Origin of the sequence: Mesorhizobium sp. 113-1-2 (assembly GCF_016756475.1) — a bacterium.
GTDB classification, from domain to species: Bacteria; Pseudomonadota; Alphaproteobacteria; order Rhizobiales; family Rhizobiaceae; genus Mesorhizobium; species Mesorhizobium loti_C.
Genome location: NZ_AP023242.1, coordinates 6726228 through 6750358, shown reverse-complemented (window position 1 = coordinate 6750358; position 24131 = coordinate 6726228). Strand labels below are relative to the sequence as shown.

Annotated in this window: 25 protein-coding genes and 1 pseudogene; 14 read left to right on the top strand and 12 right to left on the bottom strand. The window is 58.6% G+C overall.

Annotated features, from left to right (window positions below; translation table 11 throughout):
- Positions 1-185 precede the first annotated feature (185 nt).
- The 4 genes from JN279_RS38865 to JN279_RS32645 all read right to left on the bottom strand — a co-directional run bounded on the left by JN279_RS38865 (position 186) and on the right by JN279_RS32645 (position 2413).
- The gene (locus JN279_RS38865; protein WP_342216292.1) at positions 186-557 is read right to left on the bottom strand and encodes a hypothetical protein; all 372 of its coding nucleotides are present in this window, start codon (positions 555-557) and stop codon (positions 186-188) included.
- Positions 558-813: 256 nt separating this feature from the next.
- Positions 814-1479: a hypothetical protein gene (locus JN279_RS32655; protein WP_202351236.1), complete on the bottom strand. Its 666-nt coding sequence runs from the start codon at positions 1477-1479 to the stop codon at positions 814-816.
- Entirely contained in the window at positions 1460-1873 is a 414-nt protein-coding gene (locus JN279_RS32650; RefSeq protein WP_096454754.1) for a phage holin family protein, read from the bottom strand. Before JN279_RS32650 ends, JN279_RS32655 begins: the two co-directional genes overlap by 20 nt.
- A gap of 15 nt (positions 1874-1888) precedes the next feature.
- On the bottom strand, positions 1889-2413 hold the full coding sequence (locus tag JN279_RS32645) for a hypothetical protein (protein ID WP_202351235.1): 525 nt from the start codon (positions 2411-2413) through the stop codon (positions 1889-1891).
- A gap of 542 nt (positions 2414-2955) precedes the next feature.
- Here JN279_RS32645 and JN279_RS32640 point away from each other — a divergent pair.
- The 4 genes from JN279_RS32640 to JN279_RS32625 all read left to right on the top strand — a co-directional run bounded on the left by JN279_RS32640 (position 2956) and on the right by JN279_RS32625 (position 11487).
- On the top strand, positions 2956-3204 hold the full coding sequence (locus JN279_RS32640; protein ID WP_096454758.1) for a hypothetical protein: 249 nt from the start codon (positions 2956-2958) through the stop codon (positions 3202-3204).
- Between the two features lie 117 nt (positions 3205-3321).
- Positions 3322-3489 carry a hypothetical protein gene (locus JN279_RS32635; protein ID WP_202351234.1) on the top strand — a complete coding sequence of 56 codons (168 nt, stop codon included), beginning with the start codon at positions 3322-3324 and terminating at the stop codon, positions 3487-3489.
- A 203-nt stretch (positions 3490-3692) separates the two neighbouring features.
- Positions 3693-9401 carry a HAMP domain-containing protein gene (locus tag JN279_RS32630; protein ID WP_096458729.1) on the top strand — a complete coding sequence of 1903 codons (5709 nt, stop codon included), beginning with the start codon at positions 3693-3695 and terminating at the stop codon, positions 9399-9401.
- Positions 9402-9435: 34 nt separating this feature from the next.
- Positions 9436-11487 carry a response regulator gene (locus JN279_RS32625; RefSeq protein WP_244734240.1) on the top strand — a complete coding sequence of 684 codons (2052 nt, stop codon included), beginning with the start codon at positions 9436-9438 and terminating at the stop codon, positions 11485-11487.
- Positions 11488-12157: 670 nt separating this feature from the next.
- Here the strand turns inward: JN279_RS32625 and JN279_RS38415 are convergent.
- On the bottom strand, positions 12158-12421 hold the full coding sequence (locus JN279_RS38415; RefSeq protein ID WP_096454764.1) for a YMGG-like glycine zipper-containing protein: 264 nt from the start codon (positions 12419-12421) through the stop codon (positions 12158-12160).
- A gap of 527 nt (positions 12422-12948) precedes the next feature.
- Here JN279_RS38415 and JN279_RS32615 point away from each other — a divergent pair.
- Entirely contained in the window at positions 12949-13122 is a 174-nt protein-coding gene (locus tag JN279_RS32615; protein WP_202351230.1) for a hypothetical protein, read from the top strand.
- A 569-nt stretch (positions 13123-13691) separates the two neighbouring features.
- Entirely contained in the window at positions 13692-14420 is a 729-nt protein-coding gene (locus JN279_RS32610; protein ID WP_202351229.1) for an outer-membrane lipoprotein carrier protein LolA, read from the top strand.
- A 335-nt stretch (positions 14421-14755) separates the two neighbouring features.
- Here JN279_RS32610 and JN279_RS32605 read toward each other — a convergent pair whose 3' ends face one another.
- Positions 14756-14947 carry a hypothetical protein gene (locus tag JN279_RS32605; RefSeq protein ID WP_244734238.1) on the bottom strand — a complete coding sequence of 64 codons (192 nt, stop codon included), beginning with the start codon at positions 14945-14947 and terminating at the stop codon, positions 14756-14758.
- Between the two features lie 1580 nt (positions 14948-16527).
- Here JN279_RS32605 and JN279_RS38860 point away from each other — a divergent pair.
- Positions 16528-16758, top strand: coding sequence for a hypothetical protein (locus JN279_RS38860; protein WP_202351227.1), 231 nt, complete (start codon positions 16528-16530; stop codon positions 16756-16758).
- A gap of 216 nt (positions 16759-16974) precedes the next feature.
- On the opposite strand, the gene JN279_RS32595 is transcribed toward JN279_RS38860, so the two are convergent.
- Positions 16975-17418, bottom strand: a complete 444-nt coding sequence (locus JN279_RS32595; protein WP_202351226.1) for a hypothetical protein — start codon at positions 17416-17418, stop codon at positions 16975-16977.
- Between the two features lie 291 nt (positions 17419-17709).
- Between JN279_RS32595 and JN279_RS32590 the strand changes: the two genes are divergently transcribed.
- From JN279_RS32590 to JN279_RS32580, 3 genes are all read left to right on the top strand, one after another.
- Positions 17710-17967: a hypothetical protein gene (locus JN279_RS32590; protein ID WP_096454768.1), complete on the top strand. Its 258-nt coding sequence runs from the start codon at positions 17710-17712 to the stop codon at positions 17965-17967.
- Between the two features lie 183 nt (positions 17968-18150).
- On the top strand, positions 18151-18366 hold the full coding sequence (locus JN279_RS32585; RefSeq protein ID WP_244734822.1) for a DUF768 domain-containing protein: 216 nt from the start codon (positions 18151-18153) through the stop codon (positions 18364-18366).
- A 538-nt stretch (positions 18367-18904) separates the two neighbouring features.
- Positions 18905-19114, top strand: coding sequence for a hypothetical protein (locus JN279_RS32580; protein WP_096454772.1), 210 nt, complete (start codon positions 18905-18907; stop codon positions 19112-19114).
- 38 nt (positions 19115-19152) lie between these two features.
- Here the strand turns inward: JN279_RS32580 and JN279_RS38855 are convergent.
- The 3 genes and pseudogenes from JN279_RS38855 to JN279_RS32570 form a co-directional block, all read right to left on the bottom strand.
- Positions 19153-19369 (bottom strand): annotated as a pseudogene (locus tag JN279_RS38855) (hypothetical protein).
- A 196-nt stretch (positions 19370-19565) separates the two neighbouring features.
- Complete coding sequence (locus JN279_RS32575; RefSeq protein ID WP_244734234.1) at positions 19566-19850, bottom strand: metallophosphoesterase family protein; 285 nt, start codon at positions 19848-19850, stop codon at positions 19566-19568.
- 125 nt (positions 19851-19975) lie between these two features.
- A complete protein-coding gene (locus tag JN279_RS32570) occupies positions 19976-20233 on the bottom strand; it encodes a hypothetical protein (RefSeq protein WP_244734232.1) in 258 nt (85 codons plus the stop codon).
- A 42-nt stretch (positions 20234-20275) separates the two neighbouring features.
- Between JN279_RS32570 and JN279_RS32565 the strand changes: the two genes are divergently transcribed.
- Positions 20276-21148, top strand: a complete 873-nt coding sequence (locus tag JN279_RS32565) for an ATP-dependent DNA ligase (RefSeq protein WP_202351225.1) — start codon at positions 20276-20278, stop codon at positions 21146-21148.
- 29 nt (positions 21149-21177) lie between these two features.
- Here JN279_RS32565 and JN279_RS32560 read toward each other — a convergent pair whose 3' ends face one another.
- Entirely contained in the window at positions 21178-21471 is a 294-nt protein-coding gene (locus JN279_RS32560) for a hypothetical protein (protein ID WP_244734230.1), read from the bottom strand.
- A 347-nt stretch (positions 21472-21818) separates the two neighbouring features.
- On the opposite strand from JN279_RS32560, the gene JN279_RS32555 reads away from it, so the two are divergent.
- From JN279_RS32555 to JN279_RS32545, 3 genes are all read left to right on the top strand, one after another.
- Positions 21819-22613 carry a class I SAM-dependent DNA methyltransferase gene (locus tag JN279_RS32555; RefSeq protein ID WP_244734229.1) on the top strand — a complete coding sequence of 265 codons (795 nt, stop codon included), beginning with the start codon at positions 21819-21821 and terminating at the stop codon, positions 22611-22613.
- Positions 22614-22679: 66 nt separating this feature from the next.
- Positions 22680-22901 (top strand): DUF768 domain-containing protein, encoded by a 222-nt coding sequence (locus JN279_RS32550; RefSeq protein ID WP_096454782.1) that lies wholly within the window; start codon positions 22680-22682, stop codon positions 22899-22901.
- Between the two features lie 74 nt (positions 22902-22975).
- The gene (locus JN279_RS32545) at positions 22976-23200 is read left to right on the top strand and encodes a hypothetical protein (RefSeq protein ID WP_096458740.1); all 225 of its coding nucleotides are present in this window, start codon (positions 22976-22978) and stop codon (positions 23198-23200) included.
- A 493-nt stretch (positions 23201-23693) separates the two neighbouring features.
- On the opposite strand, the gene JN279_RS32540 is transcribed toward JN279_RS32545, so the two are convergent.
- Positions 23694-24023, bottom strand: a complete 330-nt coding sequence (locus JN279_RS32540; RefSeq protein WP_244734228.1) for a GFA family protein — start codon at positions 24021-24023, stop codon at positions 23694-23696.
- Positions 24024-24131 lie beyond the last annotated feature (108 nt).

Below are 24131 nucleotides of genomic sequence, written 5' to 3'. Positions count from 1 at the left end.
GTCATCTCGCTTGCTCCTGGGACTACGAGCCTTGGCGCTACCCTTGCCAGCTCGAGTCAACGCGGCCTTGCCGGCATCGCGCCGTCTGTTGTCTGCAATTTCCCGCGCGTCGTCCTCCCGCCAGGCGCTTGGCAGGTCTCGGTGAAGGACGTCCTCGATGTGCTTCGGGTGGAAAACATGAAAGGTCACGGCCTTCGACCGCCGCGCATCTTAACCGTCCGCTTGCCGATGCTCTGCAGCCCCCCGTCTTTGAGCCACTTGTGACGTTCGCGTGCAGAAATCGTCAGAATATCCTCAACCTCGCGCGGCAGGACTGGGTGCACGTCAACGGTTTCAAGCATCTTGGCGATGTTGTCCGAGGCCGCTTCGAACTCTTCCGCATCGTCTTCGTGCGTCCGCAGTGCGATGCGTCCAGTGTCGGCCTTGACGTATTTCCTCACCGCCCACGGCAGGCGGGCGCGCACTTCACGCTCGATCCGTTTCGTGCGAACCGCGGAGCCAAGCGTCGCGGAGGGCGACAACGGCCACTCGGCAATCAATGACAGTGGAGCGCTCATGCCTCGTCCGGAACTGCGATCTTGACGAGGGAACATTGCCCAGCGATGCCAATCAGAATCACCCGCCAGTTGCTCAACATGTCGAGTTCTCGTGATGGACGAACCGGACAACCCTGTGGATATAAGATGGTAGACATCTACAGACTTTCCAGCACCCCCGCGTCTCGCGCGGGGCGCGGATACGAATTTCGGTTGGGGGCGTTCCCGCTCGGCGTCGAGGTCGCAGAATGCAGATGCACCTGACACGGTCCAACAATCACTTCTCGGGCGTGTTGCGGATCTCTTCATTGCGGACGAAATAGTCGCTGGCCGCCGCCATGACCGCCAGAAAGGCGGCGCCATATCGCGCGAAGCCGAAGGCCTCCGCAGCCGCAATTTTTGCGCCGCGCTTATGCACATTGACAAATTCAGCCGCCACGTCCCGAACTTCAGCTGCGGTCTTGCCGAACAGCGCGCGCTCATTGACTGTTGGCCGGAATGCCCGGCCGATGAGATGACCAACCAACAGCCCTCCCGCCGAGCCCGTTATCATCTTGGCTCGATCGAGATTCGTCACGGCGCGACGCTTGTCAGCAGGATACCGGCTTGAGCTTGCATCGGCGTGCCCGCCGCTGGTCGATAGCGCCGCGTTCGCTTCGACACTTCCCGCAGGAAGATTGGCGTCAGCACTCCTTCTTCCCGCATCGAAAACGGCAACGGCGCCGAGGGCTACGGCCGCCGCCGTGCCGCCATTCTCTTTGACCGCATCGGAGACGCCACCCAACACTGCGGCAACCTTCCGTTTGGCGTAGTGCGTAGAGACATCCACAAAATGCCTGGGTTGCAGCCGGCGGGTTACCTCGCTTACCGGGCCGAACAGCGCCTGCCGTTCAGCGCGGCTCTGCACCAGAATATCCCGGATCTCACTGCTGGGTTGAGCCATAACGTATCCCCTGCTTCAAGGCTGCGAGGTCTGTCCGCACCTGATTGACGGTCTCGACGGGCGTGATGGTCCACCCAATCAGCGCGCGCTTGGCGAGATAAAGGGACACCAAACCGGCCCCGATCAAAACAAGGCCGACAATTAGACAGGCGAACAACGGGCCAACCCCGAAATGGATCATCGCAAGGATGAGGAACTGGACCAGAGCGAACGCCGCCAAAACGAAAAACATGGCGGCTGCCATGCCGCATGCGCCGGACGACACGAGTGAGGTGGACTTCACTCGCATTTCCGCCTTTAGCAGGCGCAGATCGAGGCGCATCAACGAAGCAAATTGGCTTGCCGCGTCGCCTAGCACGCTCCCGAAGGGCCGGTGATCCATTTCATCGTCCATGCGAATGATCCTTTCTCAGGACCGGTCGGAGCTTCGCATCATCCGCGTCAGGACCACGCCAGCTAGGATTCCGACGCCAAAAAAGGCGGCAGGCTGACGCTGCGCGAATTTCGTGACGGAATCGAGCAACTCGCCGACGTTGCGGTCCCTGATATCGGTCGAGATACGCTCGACACCTTCAGCAGCACTGCGCACCATGCTTGCTACCTGCGGTGATTGCTTTTCGATGCCGTCTGCCGCGTCCTTCACGGAATGGGCGATGTTGGCAATGGCGTCGGCGCCCGCGGTCTTGTTGGACTCGACAGCCTCCTTGAAGGCGCCCGCGGCATCCGAGGCGACAGACCCGGCATAATCCTTGGCGTCGCTCGACACAGTGGCGGCGGCATTCTTCAGATGCGCCGCGGTCTCGGCCGCACTCGTCTTCAACTTGCCGAGAGCTTCCTTGCTGGTCGCGGCACGTTCACTGTCTGGGTTGCCCCGCCAGCCATTCTCGTTGGCGGTACCTGATTGCGAAAAGTCGTCTGTGGTTGGCGTGTTCACGATATTTCACTCCTGTTGCTAGGAGTTGAACTTCCCCACCATCAAGCGGTTCCGGCAGCCAACAAAAATCCTTCACTTGGTCGCATCCTCAGCGTGTGCGCACCGAATGCGCCCTGCATGCGCTTGCCGTCTCAAACTCCAAGGGAGGTAGCAATCCGCAGGGATAAGCATCGGCACATCCTGGCAGGCTCCGCTATAGTGATGACGCCATCTTCGCGGGCGTTCAGAGTGAACGGCAGATCAAACGTGACGGCACACCTGGAGCGGACGGTTCCGCTCTCGGTCCATTTCGGTCATTCGGGAGCGTGGCGGCAGATGACTGTTTCTGGGGCATTCTTGATTCTTTTGAGATTAAGAAAAAACTGCGCGAAAAGTAATCGAAATCGATTGACGGTTATCCGCGATGCGAAGCCTTTTGCTGCAAATGTAGTCCAGCGAACCACGTCAGCCGAACATGGAGGGGAGCCTCGCTTCCTCGACAAACTAAGCTGCCTTGCCGGTCGCCACCCTGTGCGCAATATTCTAGGGTGAGAGGGAATAGCATGCGGGAACTGCCGCGCGACATCGAAGCCGACGTCGTCTTGGCTATTGGCCACGTCCTCGACGATCATGCAAGGATGGCATCGGTCTCGGTAGGTCATGTCGTCGGCCACATACGCAAGACGAATAACACCTCGCTTGACGACGAGGCGATCGAACAACTCGTGGTGGAGATGGCTGGATCGCGAGGACTTTCCGTCATGCTGGATCGTCGACCATCCCACGCGGATCGCGACATATCGAAAAGCTGAGCGCCGCGACTCAAGACGGCGCGACACCCCTCGGTGCTGGCCATGGCCGTGCTTTTCTTATCCGAACGGAACGCTAAGCAGTTTCGAACGCTTAGTCTCTCGAAAGGGACACTTATGATGGCTGAGAGACCGAAGGCATTCGATCCGAAAGCCGAGTTTGTGCGTAAGGTCGCGCAGGAGACAGGTATTTCCGAGGGACAGGTGCGGGAATTGATTTCGATGGTCGGCTACGACCATTCCTCCCTGGTGCGCGAAGCCCGAATACTCAAGCAAAGCGAGCAATAAAACGCAAATTGCTCGGGGTCATCTTTTCAGTCGGGCAGATGCGCGAAGACCGATTGGGGTCGCCAGTCTTGCGGCGGCGGCTGAAAAGCTGCTTGGAACAAAATCAGAATTGCCACGTTTTGGACACTTGCGGGAGGATGTGTCGCTCTTCCGCGAGGGGCTTTTTTATCAGACATGGATCCATTGGGGGTGGCGCTGTGACCGTGCAGGCAGTCAAAAAGCAGTTGGACCGTCGAAGCATTTTGAACTCTCTAAAGGCCTTCCGGCGCGGTGACTTCTCCGTGCGCATCGACAACGTCTATGAAGGTCTCGATTCTGAGATCGCGGAAACCTTCAATGAGATTGTCGAACTGAACGATCAGGTGACGCGTGAATTCGAGCGGCTCAGCAGAGTCGTCGGTAAGGATGGGCGGATCGGCGAACGCGGCCGCGTCCGAAACGCCACTGGCAGCTGGGAATCCAGCGTGCGGTCCGTCAATGATCTGATCGAAGACATGGTTCAGCCGACAGCCGAAGTCGCCCGCGTCATCGGCGCCGTCGCCAAGGGCGACCTTTCGCAAACGATGATGGTCGAAATTGACGGCCGACCACTGCGTGGCGAATTTCTGCGCATCGGCAAGATCGTCAACACCATGGTTGGCCAGCTGGCGTCGTTTGCCTCCGAGGTGACGCGTGTGGCGCGCGAAGTGGGCACCGAAGGCAAGCTCGGCGGCCAGGCGCGCGTCAAAGGCGTTGCTGGAACGTGGAAGGATCTGACCGACAACGTCAACGCCATGGCGACCAATCTAACCGGTCAGGTTCGCAACATCGCGGAGGTGACAACGGCTGTCGCGTCTGGCGATCTCTCGAAGAAGATCACCGTCGACGTGAAGGGCGAGATCCTCGAACTGAAAAACACCATCAACACAATGGTCGACCAGCTCAATTCCTTCGCTTCGGAAGTGACGCGCGTGGCGCGCGAGGTCGGTACCGAGGGCAAACTCGGCGGCCAGGCGCGCGTCGAAGGCGTCGGCGGCACATGGAAGGACCTGACCGACAACGTCAATTCCATGGCCGAGAATTTGACGGGGCAGGTGCGCAATATCGCCGAGGTGACAACGGCCGTCGCCTTGGGGGACCTTTCGAAGAAGATCACGGTCGACGTGAAGGGCGAGATTCTCGAACTGAAGTCGACAATCAACACGATGGTCGACCAACTGAATTCCTTTGCCGGTGAAGTGACGCGCGTTGCGCGCGAGGTTGGAACTGAAGGCAAGCTTGGCGGCCAGGCGCAGGTGCGCGGTGTTGCGGGCACGTGGAAGGACCTCACCGACAACGTCAACTCGATGGCCGAAAACCTCACTGGACAGGTGCGGAACATTGCCGAGGTGACGACGGCGGTCGCCTCTGGCGACCTGTCGAAGAAGATCACGGTGGCGGTGAAGGGTGAAATCTTGGAGTTGAAGGACACCATCAACACGATGGTCGATCAGCTCAACTCTTTTGCCTCCGAGGTCACGCGCGTGGCGCGTGAAGTTGGAACCGAGGGCAAGCTCGGCGGCCAGGCCGAGGTGAGGGGCGTCGGCGGCACGTGGAAAGATTTGACCGACAACGTCAATCTGATGGCTGCCAATCTGACCGGTCAGGTGCGCAACATCGCCGAGGTGACGACGGCCGTGGCACGCGGCGACCTATCCAAAAAGATCACGGTCGACGTCAAGGGCGAGATCTTGGAGCTCAAGGACACCGTCAACACGATGGTCGATCAGCTGAACTCCTTCGCGTCGGAGGTCACGCGCGTGGCTCGCGAGGTCGGTTCTGAAGGCAAACTCGGCGGCCAGGCTCATGTCGAAGGCGTCGGCGGCACCTGGAAGGATCTGACCGACAACGTCAACGCCATGGCCGGCAATCTGACCGTGCAGTTGCGCGACGTGTCCAAGGTCGCGACCGCCATCGCCACCGGTGACCTGACGCAGAAGATCACGGTCGATGCCCTGGGCGAGATCCTGCAGATCAAGGATGTCATCAATACGATGGTGGATCAGCTCAATTCCTTTGCGTCGGAAGTGACGCGCGTGGCGCGTGAAGTCGGCTCCGACGGCAAGCTCGGTGGCCAGGCCCAGGTGCGCGGTGTCGCCGGCACTTGGAAAGACTTGACCGATAACGTCAACGCAATGGCCGCCAATTTGACGGGCCAGGTCCGCAACATCGCCGAAGTGACCACAGCTGTCGCGCTCGGTGATCTGTCGAAGAAGATCACCGTCGACGTCCGCGGAGAAATTCTCGAGCTCAAGGACACCATCAACACGATGGTGGACCAGCTCAATTCCTTCGCGTCCGAAGTGACACGTGTGGCGCGCGAGGTCGGCACAGAAGGCAAGCTTGGCGGTCAGGCGCAGGTGCGTGGCGTCGCCGGCACATGGAAGGATTTGACCGACAATGTGAACTCGATGGCCGAGAACCTCACCGGCCAGGTGCGAAATATCGCCGAAGTCACAACCGCGGTGGCACGCGGTGATCTCTCGAAAAAGATCACGGTCGACGTAAAAGGCGAAATCCTGGAACTCAAGTCGACCATCAACACCATGGTGGACCAGCTCAACTCCTTTGCCGGCGAGGTGACCCGTGTGGCGCGTGAGGTCGGCACCGAGGGCAAGCTCGGCGGCCAGGCGCGTGTCGAAGGCGTGGCCGGAACTTGGAAAGACCTGACTGACAACGTCAACCTCATGGCGACAAATCTGACCAATCAGGTGCGTGGCATTGCCGATGTCGTGACCGCTGTCGCGCAAGGTAACCTCAAGCGCAAGCTGACTGTCGACGCCAAGGGCGAGATTGCCTCCCTGGCCGACACGATCAACGGTATGATCGAGACGCTGGCAACCTTTGCCGACCAGGTGACGAACGTCGCCCGTGAGGTGGGCATCGAGGGTAAGCTTGGCGGACAGGCCCGCGTGCCAGGTGCGGCAGGCCTTTGGCGCGATCTTACCGATAACGTCAATCAGCTCGCCGCCAATCTGACGACCCAGGTGCGCGCCATCGCCGAAGTCTCGACGGCGGTCACCAAGGGCGATCTGACCCGCTCGATCAGCGTCGAAGCGTCGGGCGAGGTCGCAGCGCTCAAAGACAACATCAACGAAATGATTCGCAATCTGAAGGATCAGACGCTGAAGAATGCCGAGCAGGACTGGTTGAAGACCAATCTCGCGCGGTTTTCGCGCATGCTGCAGGGCGAGCGCGACCTTGCTACGGTTTCGCGGCTGATCATGTCCGAGCTCGCTCCTCTCGTAAACGCGCAATATGGTGTCTTCTACGTCACCAACCGCGACGAGGAGGAGTCCTATCTCGAGTTGGCGGCGTCCTATGGTGCCGAAAGCAAGGCCGCCATCAAACAGCGTCTCGATCTGCGCGAAGGCCTGGTCGGACAAAGCGCCGCCGACAAGCGCGCCATCATGCTGGACAACGTCCCGCCGGAATTCCTGCGCGTCACCTCGGGCCTTGGCAGCGCGTCGCCGGCCAACGTCATCATCCTCCCCGCGCTGTTTGAGGATGAAGTGAAAGCCGTCATCGAACTTGCCTCGTTCGGGGAGTTTCGCGACACCCACCAGTCGTTCCTCAACCAGCTCATGGAGTCCGTCGGCATCGTTCTCAACACGATTGCGGCGACGATGCGCACCGAGGGCCTGCTCAAGCAGTCGCAACTGCTGACCTCCGAACTGCAGGCGCGCCAGACCGAACTGACCAAGAAGCAGGAAGAGTTGCACGCGACCAACGAGGAGCTGCAGGAAAAGGCGCAGCTGCTCGAAAACGAAAAGAAACAGGTCGAGAACAAGAACCTCGAAATCGAGATGGCACGGCGCGCGTTGGAGGAGAAAGCCGAGCAGTTGGCACTGACCTCAAAGTACAAGTCAGAATTCCTGGCCAATATGAGCCACGAACTGCGTACGCCACTCAATTCGCTGCTCATTCTGTCAAACCTGCTTGCGACCAACCAGCAAGGCAATCTCAACGAGAAACAGGTTGAGTTTGCGCGCACGATCAACTCCGCAGGCACGGATCTCCTCAGCCTTATCAACGACATCCTCGATCTGTCGAAGATAGAGTCAGGCACCGTCTCCATCGACATCAATGATATGCCGGTGACGCATCTGCGCCAGCATATGGAGCGTACGTTCCGTCAGTTGGCAGCCGATAAGGGCCTTGGCTTCACCATCAAGGTGGACCCGGCTCTGCCGGAAACTGTCCGCACGGACGAGAAGCGCCTGCAGCAGATTGTCCTGAACCTGCTTTCGAACGCATTCAAATTTACCTCGGAGGGCGAGGTCAGCCTGAACTTCCGAGTTGAAAAGGCCGGCCGGCGCAACGGCTCGGCGCATCCCGCGAAGGCCTTGGCGATCGCCGTGACCGACACCGGAATTGGCATTCCAGAAGACAAGCAAAAGCTGATTTTCGAGGCCTTCCAGCAGGCTGATGGCACCACCAGCCGCAAATATGGTGGCACCGGCCTCGGCCTCTCTATCAGCCGGGAGATCGCGCGCTTGCTTGGCGGTGAACTGCGGGTTGAAAGCACACCAGGTAAGGGCTCGACATTTACCTTGGTTATCCCGTTCAACGGTCCGCGCGTTGCGACCGTGCAATCGGCCTTGCCGACGACAACGGATGCAATCGTCGCGCAGGCATCAGTTGGCAGTCCGCCATCGGCGGAGTTGATCGACGATCGCGATTCCATTTCTCCAACCGATCGGGTTGTGCTCATCGTTGAGGACGACCCGACTTTCGGTGGACTGCTACTCGGCCTCGCCCGCTCCGCCGGGCTGAAAGGCGTCTTGTCGAACGCTGGGGCGGGCACACTGGCATTGGCGCGCAAACTCGTTCCAGACGCCATCACGCTGGATTTGGGGCTATCCGACATCGATGGCTGGGTACTTTTCGATCTGTTGCGGCATGACCAGAAAACGAGAGGCATTCCGATTCACGTCATCTCGGGGGCCGAGGATACCGATGGACTTGCCCGCAACGGCGCATCCAGCATTTCGACAAAGCCTGTTTCTTCAGATGAATTGATGCAGGTGTTTCAGGACATCCATTCCAAGAAACTCCGTATCCAGCGCCGCGTTCTGGTCGCCGATTCCGATCCGGAACGCAGGCTTTCTCTCGTTGAAGCGATCCGCGATGGTGTCACCTCGGTCACGGCGGTGGGCCGCATCGCGGCAAATGCCGATGACATCGGCATGACATCCTATGATGCTGTTGTGCTCGGCTTAGGACGCTCCGCCAAGGACAACAGTCAGGCACTGGATGAGATCAGCGGTCAATTCGGTGAATCCTTGCCGCAGCTTTTGTTCTTTGCCCCTCATCCGGATGCGCTCGACCAGGTCTTGGCACTGAACCCGGCTTTCGCGAACGCGCCACGCGCGGAAAACTTCGCGCAGTTGGCGCTCCACATTTCGGCAACGCTGCCTGGTGAAGGCCGCGACGAACGCGAAGTCGCGACCGAACAAAGCGGTAAGTCCGACCTAAGCGGTGCCAAGGTTCTCATCGTGGACGACGACATCCGCAACATCTACTCACTCACCAGCGTCTTGGAGACCTATGACATTCAGGTTTTGCATGCAGAACGCGGGCGCGACGGGATTGCCCTCCTGGAACAGAGCCCGGATGTTGATGCGGCCTTGATCGATATCATGATGCCGGAAATGGACGGCTACGAGACGATGCGGCGAATTCGCGCCACGCCGACGATCGCTCACATCCCATTGATTTCGGTCACTGCCAAGGCAATGAAGGGAGATCGTCAGAAATGTCTGGACGCTGGCGCCTCTGACTACATCGCCAAACCGGTGGATCTCGATCTTCTGCTGGCATTGCTTCGTGTTTGGATCGGACGCTCTCGATCCCGCGTCGACACGCCAGACATGCTCATGGCCGTAAACTGACGGCCGGCCGATGCAAAAGCTCGCCAGAAGTAAAATGACGAAACCTGAAATCGTGCGGTTGGCCGAGGAGCCGGCGCGAAGCCGTATCCTCGCCGTGGACGATGATGAACGCAATTTGCTGGCGATCACCGAAGTGCTTGCCGCGACCGGTGATGTCATATGCGCCCAGTCCGGCGAGGAGGCCTTGCGTCACTTGTTGAAGGAGGACTTCGCCGTCATCCTACTCGATGTCCTCATGCCAGGTCTGGACGGGTATGAAACGGCTACCCTCATCCGACAGAGGGATCAATCCAAACGCACGCCGATCATCTTCCTGACGGCCATAAACAAGGAAGACGCTCATATGCTGCGCGGCTATGACGCCGGTGCGGTCGACTTTGTCTTCAAGCCTTTCGATCCGGTCATGCTGCGTTCGAAGGTTGCCGTGTTTGTTGAGCTTCACGAAAAAACACGTGAAATCCAGCGAAAAGCTGCGGTCGAACAAGGGCTGCTTGCCCAGGCGCTGCAGGCGCAGAACGAAAAGCTTCACGCTGAGCGGGCCCTTCGCAACTCGGAGGAACGGCAGGACGCCATCTTGCATTCCCTGCCAGTCTGCTTTCATGCGCGCTCAGCCGAGCCGCCCTTCGCAGCGCGCTTTGTCACCGACGGGGTTGAACGTCTGACCGGATTCACGCCCATGACGCTCACGTCGGATCCATCTTTTGGCCTTAGCCGGGTTCATCCCGAGGATCTTGGCAGATTGAAGCAGGCCTTATTGGCAGCAAAAACGACCGGCTCCTACTCCTGCGAATTCCGTTGGCAGTGCGCCAATGGCGAGTATCGCATCTTTCTCGACCAAGGTGTGATGTCGAATGGCTCGGATGGTCGCGAGCCAGAAATCCTGGGCACTTTGCTTGATGTCACCGAGCGACGAGGGCTTGAGGATCAACTGCTGCAGTCGCAGCGACTTGACGCGATCGGCAAGCTGACCGGTGGCTTGGCCCATGATTTCAACAATCTGCTCGCCGCAATCTTGAGTGGGCTGGGCTTGCTTGAACGCCGTGCGACGTTGGATGATCAGGCCCGCCAGGTTCTTGAGCTGATGCGGCGTTCGGCCAAGCAAGGCGCCGATCTCGTCACTCGAATGCTTGCCTTTTCGCGTCGTCAGACGCTAAAGCCAGAGTCCGTGCGTCTTAGTGCGCTTGGCGACACTATGAACGGGTTGGTCGCGCCGGTCCTAGGGGGCCTGATCCGCTTTGATTGGCAGATCGACGATGCGGTATGGCTAGTGCATGTCGATGCCGGGCAGCTTGAGCTTGCGCTGATGAATCTTGTTTTCAACGCACGCGATGCCATGCCATCCGGTGGAACGATCGGCGTGCATGCGCAAAATCGAACCATCGATACGACGTCTGAGGATCTGGCACCCGGCGAATATGTGGTTGTCACCGTGAAGGATACCGGCTCGGGGATCCCATCCGACATTCTGGCGAAGGTCATCGAACCTTTCTTCACGACTAAGCCGGTTGGAAAGGGAACGGGCCTGGGTCTCAGCACCGTTTATGGTTTCATGAAGCAGTCGGGCGGCTCGCTGCGGATAGAAAGTTCCCTTGGCCGCGGAACTGCAATGGAACTTTGGTTGCCACGTTCGTCTGAGCATCCATCCAGCGATGAGGCTGGGTCGAACAAGGAGGAAATCGTCACTTATGCGGGGAAAGAATACCCATCGATTCTTCTGATTGACGACAGCAGTGTGCTGCGGCAGCTGACGGCTGAATCACTTCGGCAGCGGGGCTTTTCGGTGACGTGCGCGGCCGGCGGCGCCGAGGCGCTGGCCACCATTGAGCGGGCGCCACATGATTTCGATGTAATTGTCACTGATTTTGCAATGCCCCTTGTATCCGGCGTCGAGGTCATTCGTTTCGCTCGGAACCTCCGCTCGGATTGGCCCGCGGTCATAGTGACGGGTTATGCCGACGCCGGTGCGATTGCTGATCGGCCGTCGGACGTTCCGCTGTTAAACAAGCCATTTCGCGAAATGGATCTCATCGAGGGCATCTTTCGCGCAATCGCCCAGGCAGGTTCCAAGGCAACGAAGGCAGGCTAGAGCAACCAAATCCGCCATCGACGCGGCCGATTCCATAGCAGCCCTTGGCAAGCCGGAAGGGAATATCTGACCCACATTGTGGCATTACGGGCGGTGGCTTCGTTCGGCTCCGGCAGGTCATCTGATTGGATTTTCGCGCAGCGGCACCGCCGGCCAGCATCTGAAGGGGAGTAGTGAATTTGCAACGCTAGCGGGATTGAGACCGGGCCATCCTCACGACGTTCGAATAAGCGCGGAAACGACGGCCGAGATGGAACATTAGTCGTTCCTGAATGTTCATTTCAGCGTGGGGATCGTATGGCAGGCAAGACAGCTTGGTCTGCTTATTGTTTAGGAGACGGATCGATGCACAGCATAATCTACATCGTCGGGCTTGTCGTGGTTGTTCTCGCAGTTCTGAGCTTTTTCGGCCTCAGGCGGTAATCGGCCAAGCCAATATTCGTGTGCGGCGCCAAGGAGAATTGAAACCCACCGCTGCGACACTTCGTTATCGACCTTTGGCTGGCGTGCCTCCGCAGGCCTCGCCAAAGCCAAACAGCTACCTCTGAGTCCACCGGCCATCCAGATTGCTCCGGGACGGTTCAAAGAATGTTGTTGGAAGAGGTCATCTTTCGTCGATGCCATCAACGTGCCGCGTGAACCATCGGTGGCTCACGCGGCTCCAGGAAAATCAATACCCTTCGGGACACCGCGCAACATAGACGCGCCCTTGGCGATCTCGGTAACGGCACTGGCCAGCCTCGCTGGCGTGCCCGATTACCGCGCCGGCGATGGCACCCGCGGCACCACCAACGATCGCGCCTTGCACCGGGTTCCCAGCCACGGCCGCGCCGATTGCCGCCCCACCCAATCCGCCGACTGCGGCACCCTGTTCCGTGCGTGAGCATGCAACAAGTGGAACGAGAAGGCTCAATACGAGCAGTGTTTTCTTCATGAGTTTTCTCCAGCAGCCCAAAATTGAGCCGGAGGCTAAATGCGCCGTTTGCATTTTCGATCCATCATGTCTCTAATTTAGATGATGCTAAGATGTGTTGTGGGGTATGACGTGCAAAGCCCACATCGTGGACCTCAGTTCGCTTGAAGCTTCGCCCCGCGCGTCGGCAGGTAGGGAACTCCCCTCTTGGTATACTGTTCGGGGAGGAGGGCTCTCGGAATGTGCGGGACAACATGATCGTCCACCCGCTTGCCCGCAGTGGCGATGACAAAGCCGCCCCTCACCTCGATCAGTCGATGGCTAGAAGGGCCTCAGCGCGGAAATGGCCAGGACGATAACGCAGAATGAGACCGCGATGGCGATGCTCCACGCGATGAGCCTCCTTTTCGCGCGCCGCTGTCTGTCGCCAAATGGGTTGTCCGCCATGGTTGACGAAACATCCCGTCGGAACAAATGTTCCGCAACTAATTTAGCAAGGGCTGATTGTCACTCGTCCTGCAAATGATCGCGACGCGTCAGGAGGATCGATGCCTTCGGAGCGGCCTATCGGCAAGGCGACCCGCGACGAGGTTTCTAGCGGCTATGGCCCGCCGGGGACGGCCCTCGATATCTTTCTCAATGGTGGCAAAATGTCGGTCGGCGTCATTGGTGAAAAGTTGATGAAGGCCAGTCGTCGCTCTCTCCCCCTCTCCTTGAGCTGAATTGGCGAACTCACCGTTTTCTCAGGTGCCGTTCGAAAATCGCTAACTTATGTTCGTAGCCGATTCGCACCTGCGTCTTACACCCATCGCATTTGAGCAGGCCGGACATTGAAACTCTATCGCCACGTCACGCAATTCATTGGAGAGGGCCATTGATATCCTCTGGCCGACGACAATTCTTCAAGTCGGCGATTATCAACAAGCAGAACGGACAAAGGTTCACTGGTCGGGACCTATGCTCATGAGAAACCGGTCCTTGGTCGCGGCACGTTCAACTTGTGAGCGCGCTGAAGGAACATTAGCTGTCTCTAAAGGTTTGTTCGTGCGGCAGGGCGGGCTCCCCTGCTGAAGATCGGTAACCGATCGGCCCGCGCTCCCCACCGCCAGGGGCGCGCGGGCTTTCCTTCCACATGGCCGGCGCTCAGCTCGATCGCGCGCTACGAAGACCAAGAAAAGACGAGCACGGCCCCTCGGTGCGAATGTATGAAAGCTCCGTTGCTTGCTTTGACGGATCGAAAAACTCCGTGGCGCATTAAACTTCGGCTAATGGTTGAACCAGGAAAGAACCAATGAAGAGCACGTTGCTCGTTTTGAGCCGGCTCATTCCACTCGCTGCAACCTCCCGCACCGAACAGGGTGCAGCCGTCGGGCGGCTTGGGTGGCGCAGCCATAGGCGCGGCAGACTGTTGGCCTTCTGCTTTGGCGTTGTGACCTTTGCAGCGATTAATTTCGAACTTACGACTGCGGTCTCTGCCGCGCCTGTGGAAGCGGCGACGATCGCCGATCACTTCTCATCCGTGAAGTCCATGTCTGGGGACTTTGTCCAGTCTGGCCCAAGAGCGGAGAAGACCAGCGGCAGATTTTTCCTCCAGCGTCCGGGCAAGCTGCGGTTCGACTACGGAGGCCGATCAGGGATCGGCTTAATTGCAGATGGAAAATCCGTCGTAATCTATAACAAAAAGCTCAAGACATCGCGCCTCTATTCCCTCTCGAAAATACCGCTTAAGCTGCTGCTCGAAGACCAGGTCGAGTTCTCTGGCAGTCGCCTCAAAAGCATCAAAGACGATGGTGCCCAAATCATCATTAAGCTGGGTGACAAGTCGGTTTTCGGAAATTCGAACATCACTATGGTGTTTGCCAAGACATCGTTAGATCTACGCAGATGGAGCCTCACCGACGAGAGGGGGCAAAGCACCACGGTCACTATTTTCAATGTGAAGCAGGGCGTCCGCGCTCCCCCGGGCACCTTCACTATCGATTATGCGGCAAACCGTGAGCTCAACACCACAACGAAATAATTGTCGCGATCCGACAGAGGTGCTGGAATATGGAGCGTCGTACAGTCGTTCATATCGCCACACCGTGACCAGTCCCGGGCGATCCGATCCTACATAAGGGCCCGCTCGGGGCTGTCCGATATTACCCAGAGGTAAGTCGAGTTCAAGTTTGTGGAACACCTCAAGGCCGCACGCCGGCCTGAAGCTTGATAGCCCAACAGGCCTAATTGCGAACTGGGTAGTGTACGGATAAACCAATCAGGGCGGGGAGGAACCCGAAAGCCCCACCGCAACGGCCGGTGCGGCGTCTGTCGCCCCTACGCCCACCCCGCACCGGCCGTTCCCCAACGGTAAGGTCATAGGCGGTCGAAATCGGCAAGGCCGAGACGTCTTCGCTGGCCCTCGACATACGCCAGAGCGAACGACTCTAGTTCAAATGAGCGGGTTAGTTCTTCGTCGCCATCGACCACGCGGACGAACCATTCTCCGCAGGCTTCGAGCACTTCAACGCAGGGATTGACCTTGCTGCCAGGCGTCACGCTATCCACCGCAGTCTCCTGAGAAAGCAACGGTGAATGTCGGGCATTGTATGGCTCTGAAACTTGCTGTCGCAATTAAAAAGACATACCCGCCAACCCTCGCCAGCGTCATCGCCGGGGGCGTAGGGGACTTCAGTCGCAGTTGCGCGGTTGCTAATATGCCCATAGTTTTTAGGCGATGCGGGGAACGCCTAGTTGCTCTCAACTGTATTGCGAGAAATGCTCATTTGCGAATGCGGTCGCACCGGGTATTTGAAACTACGGGAAGACGAACAGCCTCTCAGTGGCCCTTGGGAATCTTACAGCTTGGAGGGGTTCAACGGCGGTAGCCTGACGATCACCAGTTTCGGGAACATTCCAGGCGACAAGTTGGTCTATCTCCGTCCCTTGTGTCCTCAATGCAGCCAGTGGGGCAAGGTGAAGTATGCCAGCCGGAGCTGAGGCCGCAAGAAAGGCCTACGTTTTCGGCGTATTCGAGAAACCGCACTGGCGCGCCATCCTAACCACCAAGTACAGATCCGAAGCAGAGGCGCTTTGAGCGCGCAATGATCCAGGACAGCGTAAAGGCGCGGGTCGAGGAGATCTCGCCGAGGCCGAAGAATCAGGGCGTTCAGAATAGACCAAGACGAGTGGTGCATGGCAGCTGAAGCCCAAGGATTAGCAACCTCTGCCCGTGGGTAAATCGGCTTGAGCGCGAACGGGAGAAGGAGGAGGCGCCGCTGCGCGTCGACTTGCCGGCGGAGGAACGCGCTATTGACCGCTCTTGCGCGCATCGGAAGGCGCCCGAGTGGGCCAGACGATGCGCTTAAATATGCGGTGACCGATCCTTCCGTCCCATAATGGATCAATAGCCGCTGGCCCAACAATTGGACTGTCAGCAATGCCGGCTGTTGGGGCCGTGGGGCGCGCCTCGCCGCTTCACAAAATTGAGCGGCGAGGTTTTTCAAGAGGCTTGCAGGTACAACCTGACACCCTGCATGGGCGAACGGCGGATTGTTCGCGCCCGTTGGAGAAACAATCGAAAATTGCCTGCGCCAGTTGGGAGTTCTGGAGATCGGAATTGCCATTGGCGCCGTCTCCGGCGCCTAAATATTCGCTTGCGCTAATATAAAAGTGACGTAACGTCACTCCCGAGCATCTTGGGGATGCGCAACCGTGGGGAAGTACGATGAGACTGGTTATAGTTTGCGCGGTACTCGTGATCGCTGCGACTGGTGTCGCCGTTGCCAAGGACAAGAAGGTGGCGGTCAGCGACGCTACTGCCCTATGCTCTACCAAACATTCGAGCAAGAAGCCGAGGCCAGAGCTGGACTGCAACTTGACCGGAACAGCCAAATTGCCGGACGAAACAAAGCCGGACAAGCCGCGCCTCGGATACGACACCAACCCGTGGATTGTAACTGGCCTTTAGGGCCGGTTGACCTAGCTACCTGCTTGTTGATGCGTCCGGGAGGGTGGTGCCTTCCATCCTCTAGAGGGATCGGGCGTCCGATCGGCCCGCGCCCGCTACATGTTACCAGGCCCGGCGCTCACAATCGAGCAGCCAGGCCCAGGCGCCTCGATCAGTACCCGCCGTTTTCCATAACAACATGATGATGGCGATGGTGCTTCCTCGTCACGATGACGACGTCCGGGCGGTGGTGATGCCGGCGGCCGTGGTCGTAAAAGTCGCCATGCCGCCGATGATGGCGCCGGTTGCCATCCTCGTTGATGACGACCGCGGCCCCGTTGTCCTGCCAATGGCGATGGTGATGGCGATGCTGGTTCGTGGTCAGGACGATCGCATCGGCCGAGGCAATCGAAGGCACGGCAAAGCATAGCGCCAAAGCGCCCAGGATAATTGTTGATTTCACGGTGAGTACTCCAGAAGTAAGATTCAGATGCCCTTCGCCCCATCAACATGCCAACCGGGCTTTTGTTCCAGCGCTTGCAATGAAAGGCCAGGGGACCCATCGACGAGCCTTGTATCGAAGGCCCAGACCGCTTGCGGTAGTGTCAAGGTGTGAACGGTACCAAATGGCGAATATCACGCTTGGCTAAAGTAACGGAACGTCCAACGGACATTTGCGGAACCAAAGTGGTAACGTCAGACCTTCGTCGTTATTGCCCAAGACTTTAGGCCCGACGCCACCGTGTGCCCACGGGTGCTGCAAGGTGCGACCTCTATCACCTTGGCCGGTGCGTCCAGCCCTTCCATGGCCTTGTGTGGCGCCATGGTGGCGGCTGCTCTCTTGGCAGCGTTTGGCGTCACGGGCGACTGCATAGGCCGGAAGATGCGCCTTGTGGCGACGATGGCCTAGCGCTGGGTTGATCATGCTTTCGTCGGGCTCGTTGTCGCTGAAGTCTCTAAGAAGCATCTTGGCGTGTTCTGCCCAATGCTCTTCAGCCAGGTTTGTCTCGCGAACCAACTTCCTGAAAGCCTCGCGGACGATGTCGAAGGCGAATGCCGAAATGTGTCTGCCTGCATGGTCATGCGCCATTGACTGCTCGATTTCATACCAATTTGTAAGGCAGGCCCTCACGGCTGGATGGCCTACAATGGCGGCTCGGTTCCTATTGCCCCTAGAGCCTCCGAGCCGGCCGTCCGCAAACTCAGGTGCCATCGACCACACGGACGAACCATTCTCCGCAGGCTTAGATCACTTCAACGCGAGGATTGACCTTGCTGTCATGCGTAAGGCTGTCCAGTCCTGCCGAAGATCGGGCCTCCGATCGGCCCGCGCACCTCTGGCCGAGAAGCGCGGGCTTTCAATATTCCCGAAAGGGCAGAGATGGCCGCCACGAGCTACATCGTCAGCGTCTTCGACAAGCACCGCTGGCGTACCATCCTGACGACAGTGGACAAGGGCGAAGCCGAGGCGCTCAAGCAGTCGACGATCCACGACCCGATATGCCCGTGCGTCGGCCGACGCAGTTCGGGCTATCGTCGCATGGGAGCCACAATGCCACCTGCGTGGCGAGATCTGTGGCAAGCTTCTTCGCAGGAGTTCTGGGAGGACAATCATGCCAATTCGGCGAAAGGCAACTGAGGCCGGTATCTTTGATCCAGCCGAAATGGCTCTGCTGGGTCGGGTGTTCGAGCAGCTGAAGCTCGAACATCAATCGTCCGATGAGCGTGACGCAATCGGCAGGCATTGTCGATGAGGATGAGCTGGTCTCTCTATCCAGGCAACCGCTGGGTCGTTAGAGAAACAGGGCGGAACTCAAACCTAGTGGTCGAGCCCCATGAGCGCGCGGAAGCAATCCGGGATCAGTGGATCGCTAACAGCGTCCCCAAGACGATGAAAGCCGATGTCATCCTGGTCGATGAACTCACGCACAAGCTAATCGCGGACGCCAAGGCCCTCGGGATCAGGCGGGGTGAAATCGATGAAGAGGTGGATAGCCCTTACCGTACGATCCTCGACGCCATCGAGCACCCTGCTTGATTTCCCAAGTGACCCGACGCGGTTCGCATCAATTGGTCGCTGCTGTCAGGGCGCATTCCTGAGTCCGCTGCCGCGGCATTCAGGGCAGATGGCCGTCGACCCTTCACAGTCTTGGCGATGGACTGCCTGTGGGCAGCATGTGCCGTTCGAGGTCAGCCATTTCTTGCAATTGAAGACCTTGCCAGCACCGAGACATCGCCGACACTGGAACTTCCTAAAATCTGACAAATCCTACCTGCCGTCGCTTGAGCACGGCAGTAACGTGCTTGCCGAATTTTGGTTTCAGCTACTTCAGGCTCTGACCGGTGAACACGCTATTTGCGGCCCTCGGGGCCATTGTAAGGTCCAGGACCGGTGCGGTTCGATGCATGCGACTTTCGATCGGTTGGTCTGGAACATTAGGGACATCCAAGGGTTGGTGATGGCGGCAGGCGATGCTCCCTCGCGTTACCTGCCGAAGATCGGGACAGAAACCTTGATCGGCCCGCGCTCTTCACGAGAGGCGCGGGCTTTCCCAATTTATTGAAAGAGACCGCGTATGTCCCAGACCATCCAACCGCCCATATTGCCGGAGGCAAGTCCGGATCGAATGGTCAACTGCGAAGTCGCCCTGGAAACGGCATTCGCAGCCTTGGTAACCGAATCGGAGGCCCAGGGATGGACAGCGCGGGAGACCGCCGAAACCCTGCTCAAAATTGCAAGGGAACATATCCAGCTTCTGGAAGCCGGTGTCGAGGCTGAGAGCTAAGGCGAGGCCGCCACACGAGGCAATTGTTCTGCCTCGTTTTATTCCGCGGATTCATTGTTGGTGAATGGTGAAGCGCTCGGGAGGCACCGCAAGGTCCAGCCCGGCGGTGTTGGCTGCTTCTGGTACTCGGCGATTGCGGCCGTGCATTGTTCGCGCTTATCGAACGTGCTTGGCAACACCGCCATGCCGCCTCTGCGGACCGGCGATTACCAGATACCAGATCAGCGCTGCTGAAAGCCATGGGCATTTCCTCATTTCAACCGCCATAGATGCGGGCGGCCCGATCACCTTAGGCCAATGACCGGAATGAGCTAATTGTCATTGGCAAAAAGAGCGGCGATTAGGTCGCCGCAGTCAGTGAGGCCGTGATAGTCCTCCATCACGGTTGCGACCTTTGAAAGCCCTTTTCTCACTTCGTGTGAGCTAAGCGCGCCAGCGGTTCAAGTAGGTTCTACCCGTCTGGACCTTCCCGAAAGGAATAACTGGCTGAGGTTTCGAACACGGACTGCGAAGGCTGCCATGCCCGACATTCGACGGAGATTCTTGGGTGCTCGATGCGAATGATATTAAACGAATTTGCAGCCCTGCGAACCCGTGATGAAACCGCGGTTCCTGCTTGAATAAGCAATGCCGCATAGCCGTCGATAACGTAACGCCTGGCGCTCAAATCGGCGCGGTGAAGATGCTGGTGGCCAGACAATGTGATGTCGACACCGCTGCGCGAGAAGACATCCATTGCCAGATCCACGCGGCCTACGATGCCATCGTCGCTTTCCAGTCCAGCCCTTCAAAAGGATGATGCGTAACCACTATTATTTCCGGGCGGGCTCTTTTTGCCTGTGGTCGCCAGCAGCGGGCCTGCTACTTTTTTCGAGAAAACTCGAGGATCGTCGCAACGGTTTCGGGTTCTAGAGGCTCGTGCCCTGGCTCTTCATGCCAGAAGACTTGGCGAAGGTCGCGCTGATCGACCTTCTGGCCGCAGTTCGGGCAGTTGTAGAAATGGCCCTCTTCGCGGATGAGGTCGCCGCCGTGCAGCCTACCGGGAATGAGCGGCCCAAGGTCTGATAGCTTCGTCATGGCCGATCGAACCTCGCGTCTCAATAAAAGTTCCGGAACCATTTTAGCACATGCTAATTAAATCGCAGCTTTGCGAGTCCGTGCATGCGTCTGAAGTTCATAGCCCCGTTGATGCCGACGCTGGTCGAGACGCCGCCAGCGGGCGACTGGTGGATTCACGAGGTGAAATTCGACGGCTACCGATCGCAAATGATCATCGACGAGGACGGCACGCGCATCTACACCCGCAACGGCCATGACTGGACGTCGAAATATCGCGACCTGGTGAAAGAGGCCGCCAGCCTCGGCGCCGAAAGCGCCATCGTCGACGGCGAGATCATCGTGCTCAACGAAGCCGGCGTGTCCGACTTCGGCGAACTCCGCAAGGCCATCTCCAGCCGCCAGCACGACCTCTATTTCGTCGCGTTCGATCTCCTGCACCTTAACGGCCACGACTTGCGCGACATGCCGTTGGACGACCGCCGCGAGATCCTGGCCGCAATGGTCCCGGGCGGGCAGCGCATCCAGTTTAGTGAGGCCCTGCCGGGCAACGGCGCGGCGGTTTTTCACCTGGTCGAACAAGCCGGGCTTGAAGGCGTCGTTTCGAAGCGGAAGGACAGCAGATATCGTTCTGGACCATCGACCAACTGGCTGAAGGCGAAATGCTACTCGGTCTACGAATACGATCTGCTCGGCATCGAGCGTGAACCCGGCAAGCCGGCCTTTGCCTTGATGGCCGACCGGACGACCGGCCGCTATGTCGGTTCCGCCTTCATCAATTCGAGCCAGGCAATCCGCGAACGGCTCTGGAAGCGTGTCCAGGAGCACGCCGGCCCGGCGCCCAAAGGCATGAAGCGGCCGGCGACACAGTGGGTGAAACCCGGCATCATCGGCCGCGTGAAGCACTTGCGTGGCGAAGAAGATCTGCGCCACGCTTCGCTGCAGGATTTCCGGGAGGAAGACGATGGCCGTGGCTAGAAGGTCACGTGCCGGGTAGCACCCGTGACCTATCCTCCGGCATAGCGCCGCTTGGCGTGGCGCTGGACTTCACCTCTCGTCGGCTTTTCAAGATAGCGCCCGAAGATCTTTAGCTTCTCTTCATAGCCAATGCGCACCCTATCCTTGCAGCCTTCGCAATTGAAAACCCCGATCGTTCGGAGCCAAGACCCTGGCTTCACGATAGGATGCGAACAGACCGGGCATGCAAATTCCACCAGAACGTCGCGCAGTTCATCGGACAAAGGCATTTCGTCATTGCTCCTCAATCCGATGCCCGCCAGCTCCGATGAGTTGGCGGGCATCGATCTGATCGGCGATGAAGGCACTTACTCGGCGATCGATGTCCTAACCACGCACGGTCATTCGGGTTGCAGGCCTCAGACCTTTGCGCACAGCAGCCCGACCAAAGTCGTAAGACGAGGAGCTTTCAGCGGATTGGGCGTCCAGCGGGACACCGCAGTGGTGACGCCGGCCAGACAAGAGCGAAAGGCCATGATCAGCGAAGTGGAGAAGCGGGCGGCCTGAATTGACCCGCCTGCCTCTCGGCATGATCGGAATTCTGCCCCCGGCTATAACTATTTGTAAGGTTTGCGTCATGTGATCGGATGAAGATCGATCGGGACGAGTGAATTTTATTGGCAAGCCCAGAATGGAGGTTGTTGTGATGGGCGGGTCTCGAGGTGATGTGTTGACCGAGCGGTCATTCGAGGGGAGCGCTTATAGCGATTACCGATCGAGCCATCAGACCCAAGGCTACGGCACCGATTACACCAAAACCTTCTGTTCCGGCTACTATGCTGCCTTGTGGTTGCGTATCGAACGCCCCCTTGTGGAAGGCATTCTCAGGCCTCTTGGCGGGCCGGATCGCAGCTGCCTCGACTTCGCGTGCGGCACGGGGCGCGTCACAACTGTTGCAGGCCCATTGTTCGGTGAGGTCTTTGGCGTCGACGTCTCTCAATCCATGCTTGCTTGCGCGCGGGTTCCGAGCAACGTCAAGCTGGTGAAAGCCGATCTGACGGTTGCCCCCCTTTCCAGAAGATTCGACGTGGTTACAGCTTTTCGATTCTTCTTGAACGCTGAAGAGCCTCTTAGGCGGGACGCGCTCTCGGCCATTCATGAGCATTTGAACGACGGCGGGTTGCTGGTTTCGAACATCCACATGAACGCAACCTCGCCGGCGGGGCTGGTCTGTCGCTTTCTCAACCGAATTCGGGGGCGCGTCGTGCGCAGTACGTTGAGCATCCACGCATATCGCCAGATGCTTGTTTCCAACGGGTTTGTCGTCGAACGGGTCATCGGCTATGGGTTTTTGCCGCGGCCCGGCTGGCTGCTACCAGGACTTTGCGAAATGTTGATCGGGCCTGTTGAGACGATATGCAGGCGAGCTGGTGTCCCAGCACGCTTTGCTCAGAATTTCTTAGTGGTCGCCAGAAAGCGACAGTGAAGCAGGCCAAGAAGATCATCGGAATCGACTGATGGGACCGAAGACCGCTCGCGAGCTTAACGCTCGATGAGCACGCGCGGCATCGACTTCCTCGACCAATGGATCGCCAACAACGTCCCCGAAACGGCGAAGGCGGACGTCATCTCGGTCGACGAACTCACGCACAAGCTTATCGCCGACGCCAAGGCGATTGGCATCAAGCGGGGCGAGATCGACGAGGAGGTGGACAGCCTCTATCGAACGATCCTCGACGCGATTGTGCATTACGACCCTGGCCTGCCCGAATAGCCCTTGCCATCCGGATCGAGGCGAGGAATATAATCCTCTTGTTGCGGCGATTCCCTCATATGGAATTCGCTACCATGGCAAGATCGAAACCCTCCAAGCAGTTATCGCAGGCTGAAATCGAGCGCTTCCTGGTGGCAGCGGAAGCGCTGCACAAGAGCATCGTGAAGCCGTTCATATCGCCACACTGCGACCACTACCGGGCAACGCGTGTCTTGCACGAAACGCTGTTGAAAGCGGTGCGGGAAGTGACCGGTAAGGAAGTCGAGTTCATCCGCTGGTTCGGTGGCGGTTCGGCCTAGCGTTTAGCGCCACCCGCTTGAAATCGCTGCCGCATTGCGCAATTGTCGCGCTGCCCAAGGCAATGAGTACCCAATGAAGCGTATAGCGAAAAAGGCTCGCCCTTTCGTGCCGATCGAAATTCATGTCGGCACTGTCGCGGATGAGAACGGCGCTCTTGGCATCCTCTCGATACATACAACTGCAGGCTTGTTGGATATCGCGCTAGACCGAGAGGCCGCGGCATACGGTGCTAACCCCCAAGGACAAGCAGAAGGCGCTCGATACGGCCAAGGAGATCGGCGACAAGGTGCGGGTCGAGGAGATCACTCCGAAGCCGAAGAAGCGTTGGAACATTACGCGACGCAAAAAGTTAGTGAGGCGGCAGAGGTTCCAACGCCTCAGCAAGTCCCGCGATCCCTAGGGACGCCCGCCGCTGCCGTGAATGGAGCGGCGGGTTCTACACCGCCACACCATCGGCGCCCGCGTTGTGATGGACGGATTAGCGCAAACGCGCTATTTCCGCTTTGTCTTCGGCCCCGTCGCCTTCTTCGCGGCAGGCCTGGTGCCTTCGCCGGCCGGTCGCCCTTGGGCTGATGCTTGTGGGTCACAACCGTCTTGAGTTGCCCCTTGATCTTGGCGTTCTTTTTCCCGCACCGAGGCAACGCGAAATCCGCATTCAGGGCAAAAGCTCCGTCCTTCGAAAGCCCCAACGCCCTGATAAGCAGGTCGCGGCCAAACGCCGAAGAAGGTGAACGCACTGCCGCTTGTGCGCCGACAATCCTGGCAATGGCAAGTCCAACGCGCAGGGGTGCGCCTTTCACCAAAAAGCGAACCGCACCGCAAACGCAGCCACCGCTGCGCACCTCATCGATGCTCATTGCAGAGCTCGCTTTGGGGGATCACGGTTCTCGTCGGGATTGGGGAGAGGAATTTCGTCCGGCAGAAGATCCG

Bases quoted from the DNA above. Each gene is read 5' to 3' on its own strand.
- JN279_RS32575 (WP_244734234.1), bottom strand. From the start codon at position 19,850: ATGGATGTCTTCTCGCGCAGCGGTGTCGACATCACATTGTCTGGCCAC.
- JN279_RS32635 (WP_202351234.1), top strand. From the start codon at position 3,322: ATGGCTGAGAGACCGAAGGCATTCGATCCGAAAGCCGAGTTTGTGCGT.
- JN279_RS32580 (WP_096454772.1), top strand. From the start codon at position 18,905: ATGTCCCAGACCATCCAACCGCCCATATTGCCGGAGGCAAGTCCGGAT.
- JN279_RS32615 (WP_202351230.1), top strand. From the start codon at position 12,949: ATGCCTTCGGAGCGGCCTATCGGCAAGGCGACCCGCGACGAGGTTTCT.
- JN279_RS38860 (WP_202351227.1), top strand. From the start codon at position 16,528: ATGATGATGGCGATGGTGCTTCCTCGTCACGATGACGACGTCCGGGCG.
- JN279_RS32545 (WP_096458740.1), top strand. From the start codon at position 22,976: ATGGCAAGATCGAAACCCTCCAAGCAGTTATCGCAGGCTGAAATCGAG.
- JN279_RS38415 (WP_096454764.1), bottom strand. From the start codon at position 12,421: ATGAAGAAAACACTGCTCGTATTGAGCCTTCTCGTTCCACTTGTTGCA.
- JN279_RS32560 (WP_244734230.1), bottom strand. From the start codon at position 21,471: ATGCCCGCCAACTCATCGGAGCTGGCGGGCATCGGATTGAGGAGCAAT.
- JN279_RS32640 (WP_096454758.1), top strand. From the start codon at position 2,956: ATGCGGGAACTGCCGCGCGACATCGAAGCCGACGTCGTCTTGGCTATT.
- JN279_RS32570 (WP_244734232.1), bottom strand. From the start codon at position 20,233: ATGGTTCCGGAACTTTTATTGAGACGCGAGGTTCGATCGGCCATGACG.
- JN279_RS32650 (WP_096454754.1), bottom strand. From the start codon at position 1,873: ATGGACGATGAAATGGATCACCGGCCCTTCGGGAGCGTGCTAGGCGAC.
- JN279_RS32565 (WP_202351225.1), top strand. From the start codon at position 20,276: ATGCGTCTGAAGTTCATAGCCCCGTTGATGCCGACGCTGGTCGAGACG.
- JN279_RS32555 (WP_244734229.1), top strand. From the start codon at position 21,819: ATGGAGGTTGTTGTGATGGGCGGGTCTCGAGGTGATGTGTTGACCGAG.
- JN279_RS38865 (WP_342216292.1), bottom strand. From the start codon at position 557: ATGAGCGCTCCACTGTCATTGATTGCCGAGTGGCCGTTGTCGCCCTCC.
- JN279_RS32550 (WP_096454782.1), top strand. From the start codon at position 22,680: ATGAGCACGCGCGGCATCGACTTCCTCGACCAATGGATCGCCAACAAC.
- JN279_RS32655 (WP_202351236.1), bottom strand. From the start codon at position 1,479: ATGGCTCAACCCAGCAGTGAGATCCGGGATATTCTGGTGCAGAGCCGC.
- JN279_RS32595 (WP_202351226.1), bottom strand. From the start codon at position 17,418: ATGGCGCATGACCATGCAGGCAGACACATTTCGGCATTCGCCTTCGAC.
- JN279_RS32590 (WP_096454768.1), top strand. From the start codon at position 17,710: ATGGCCGCCACGAGCTACATCGTCAGCGTCTTCGACAAGCACCGCTGG.
- JN279_RS32625 (WP_244734240.1), top strand. From the start codon at position 9,436: ATGACGAAACCTGAAATCGTGCGGTTGGCCGAGGAGCCGGCGCGAAGC.
- JN279_RS32610 (WP_202351229.1), top strand. From the start codon at position 13,692: ATGAAGAGCACGTTGCTCGTTTTGAGCCGGCTCATTCCACTCGCTGCA.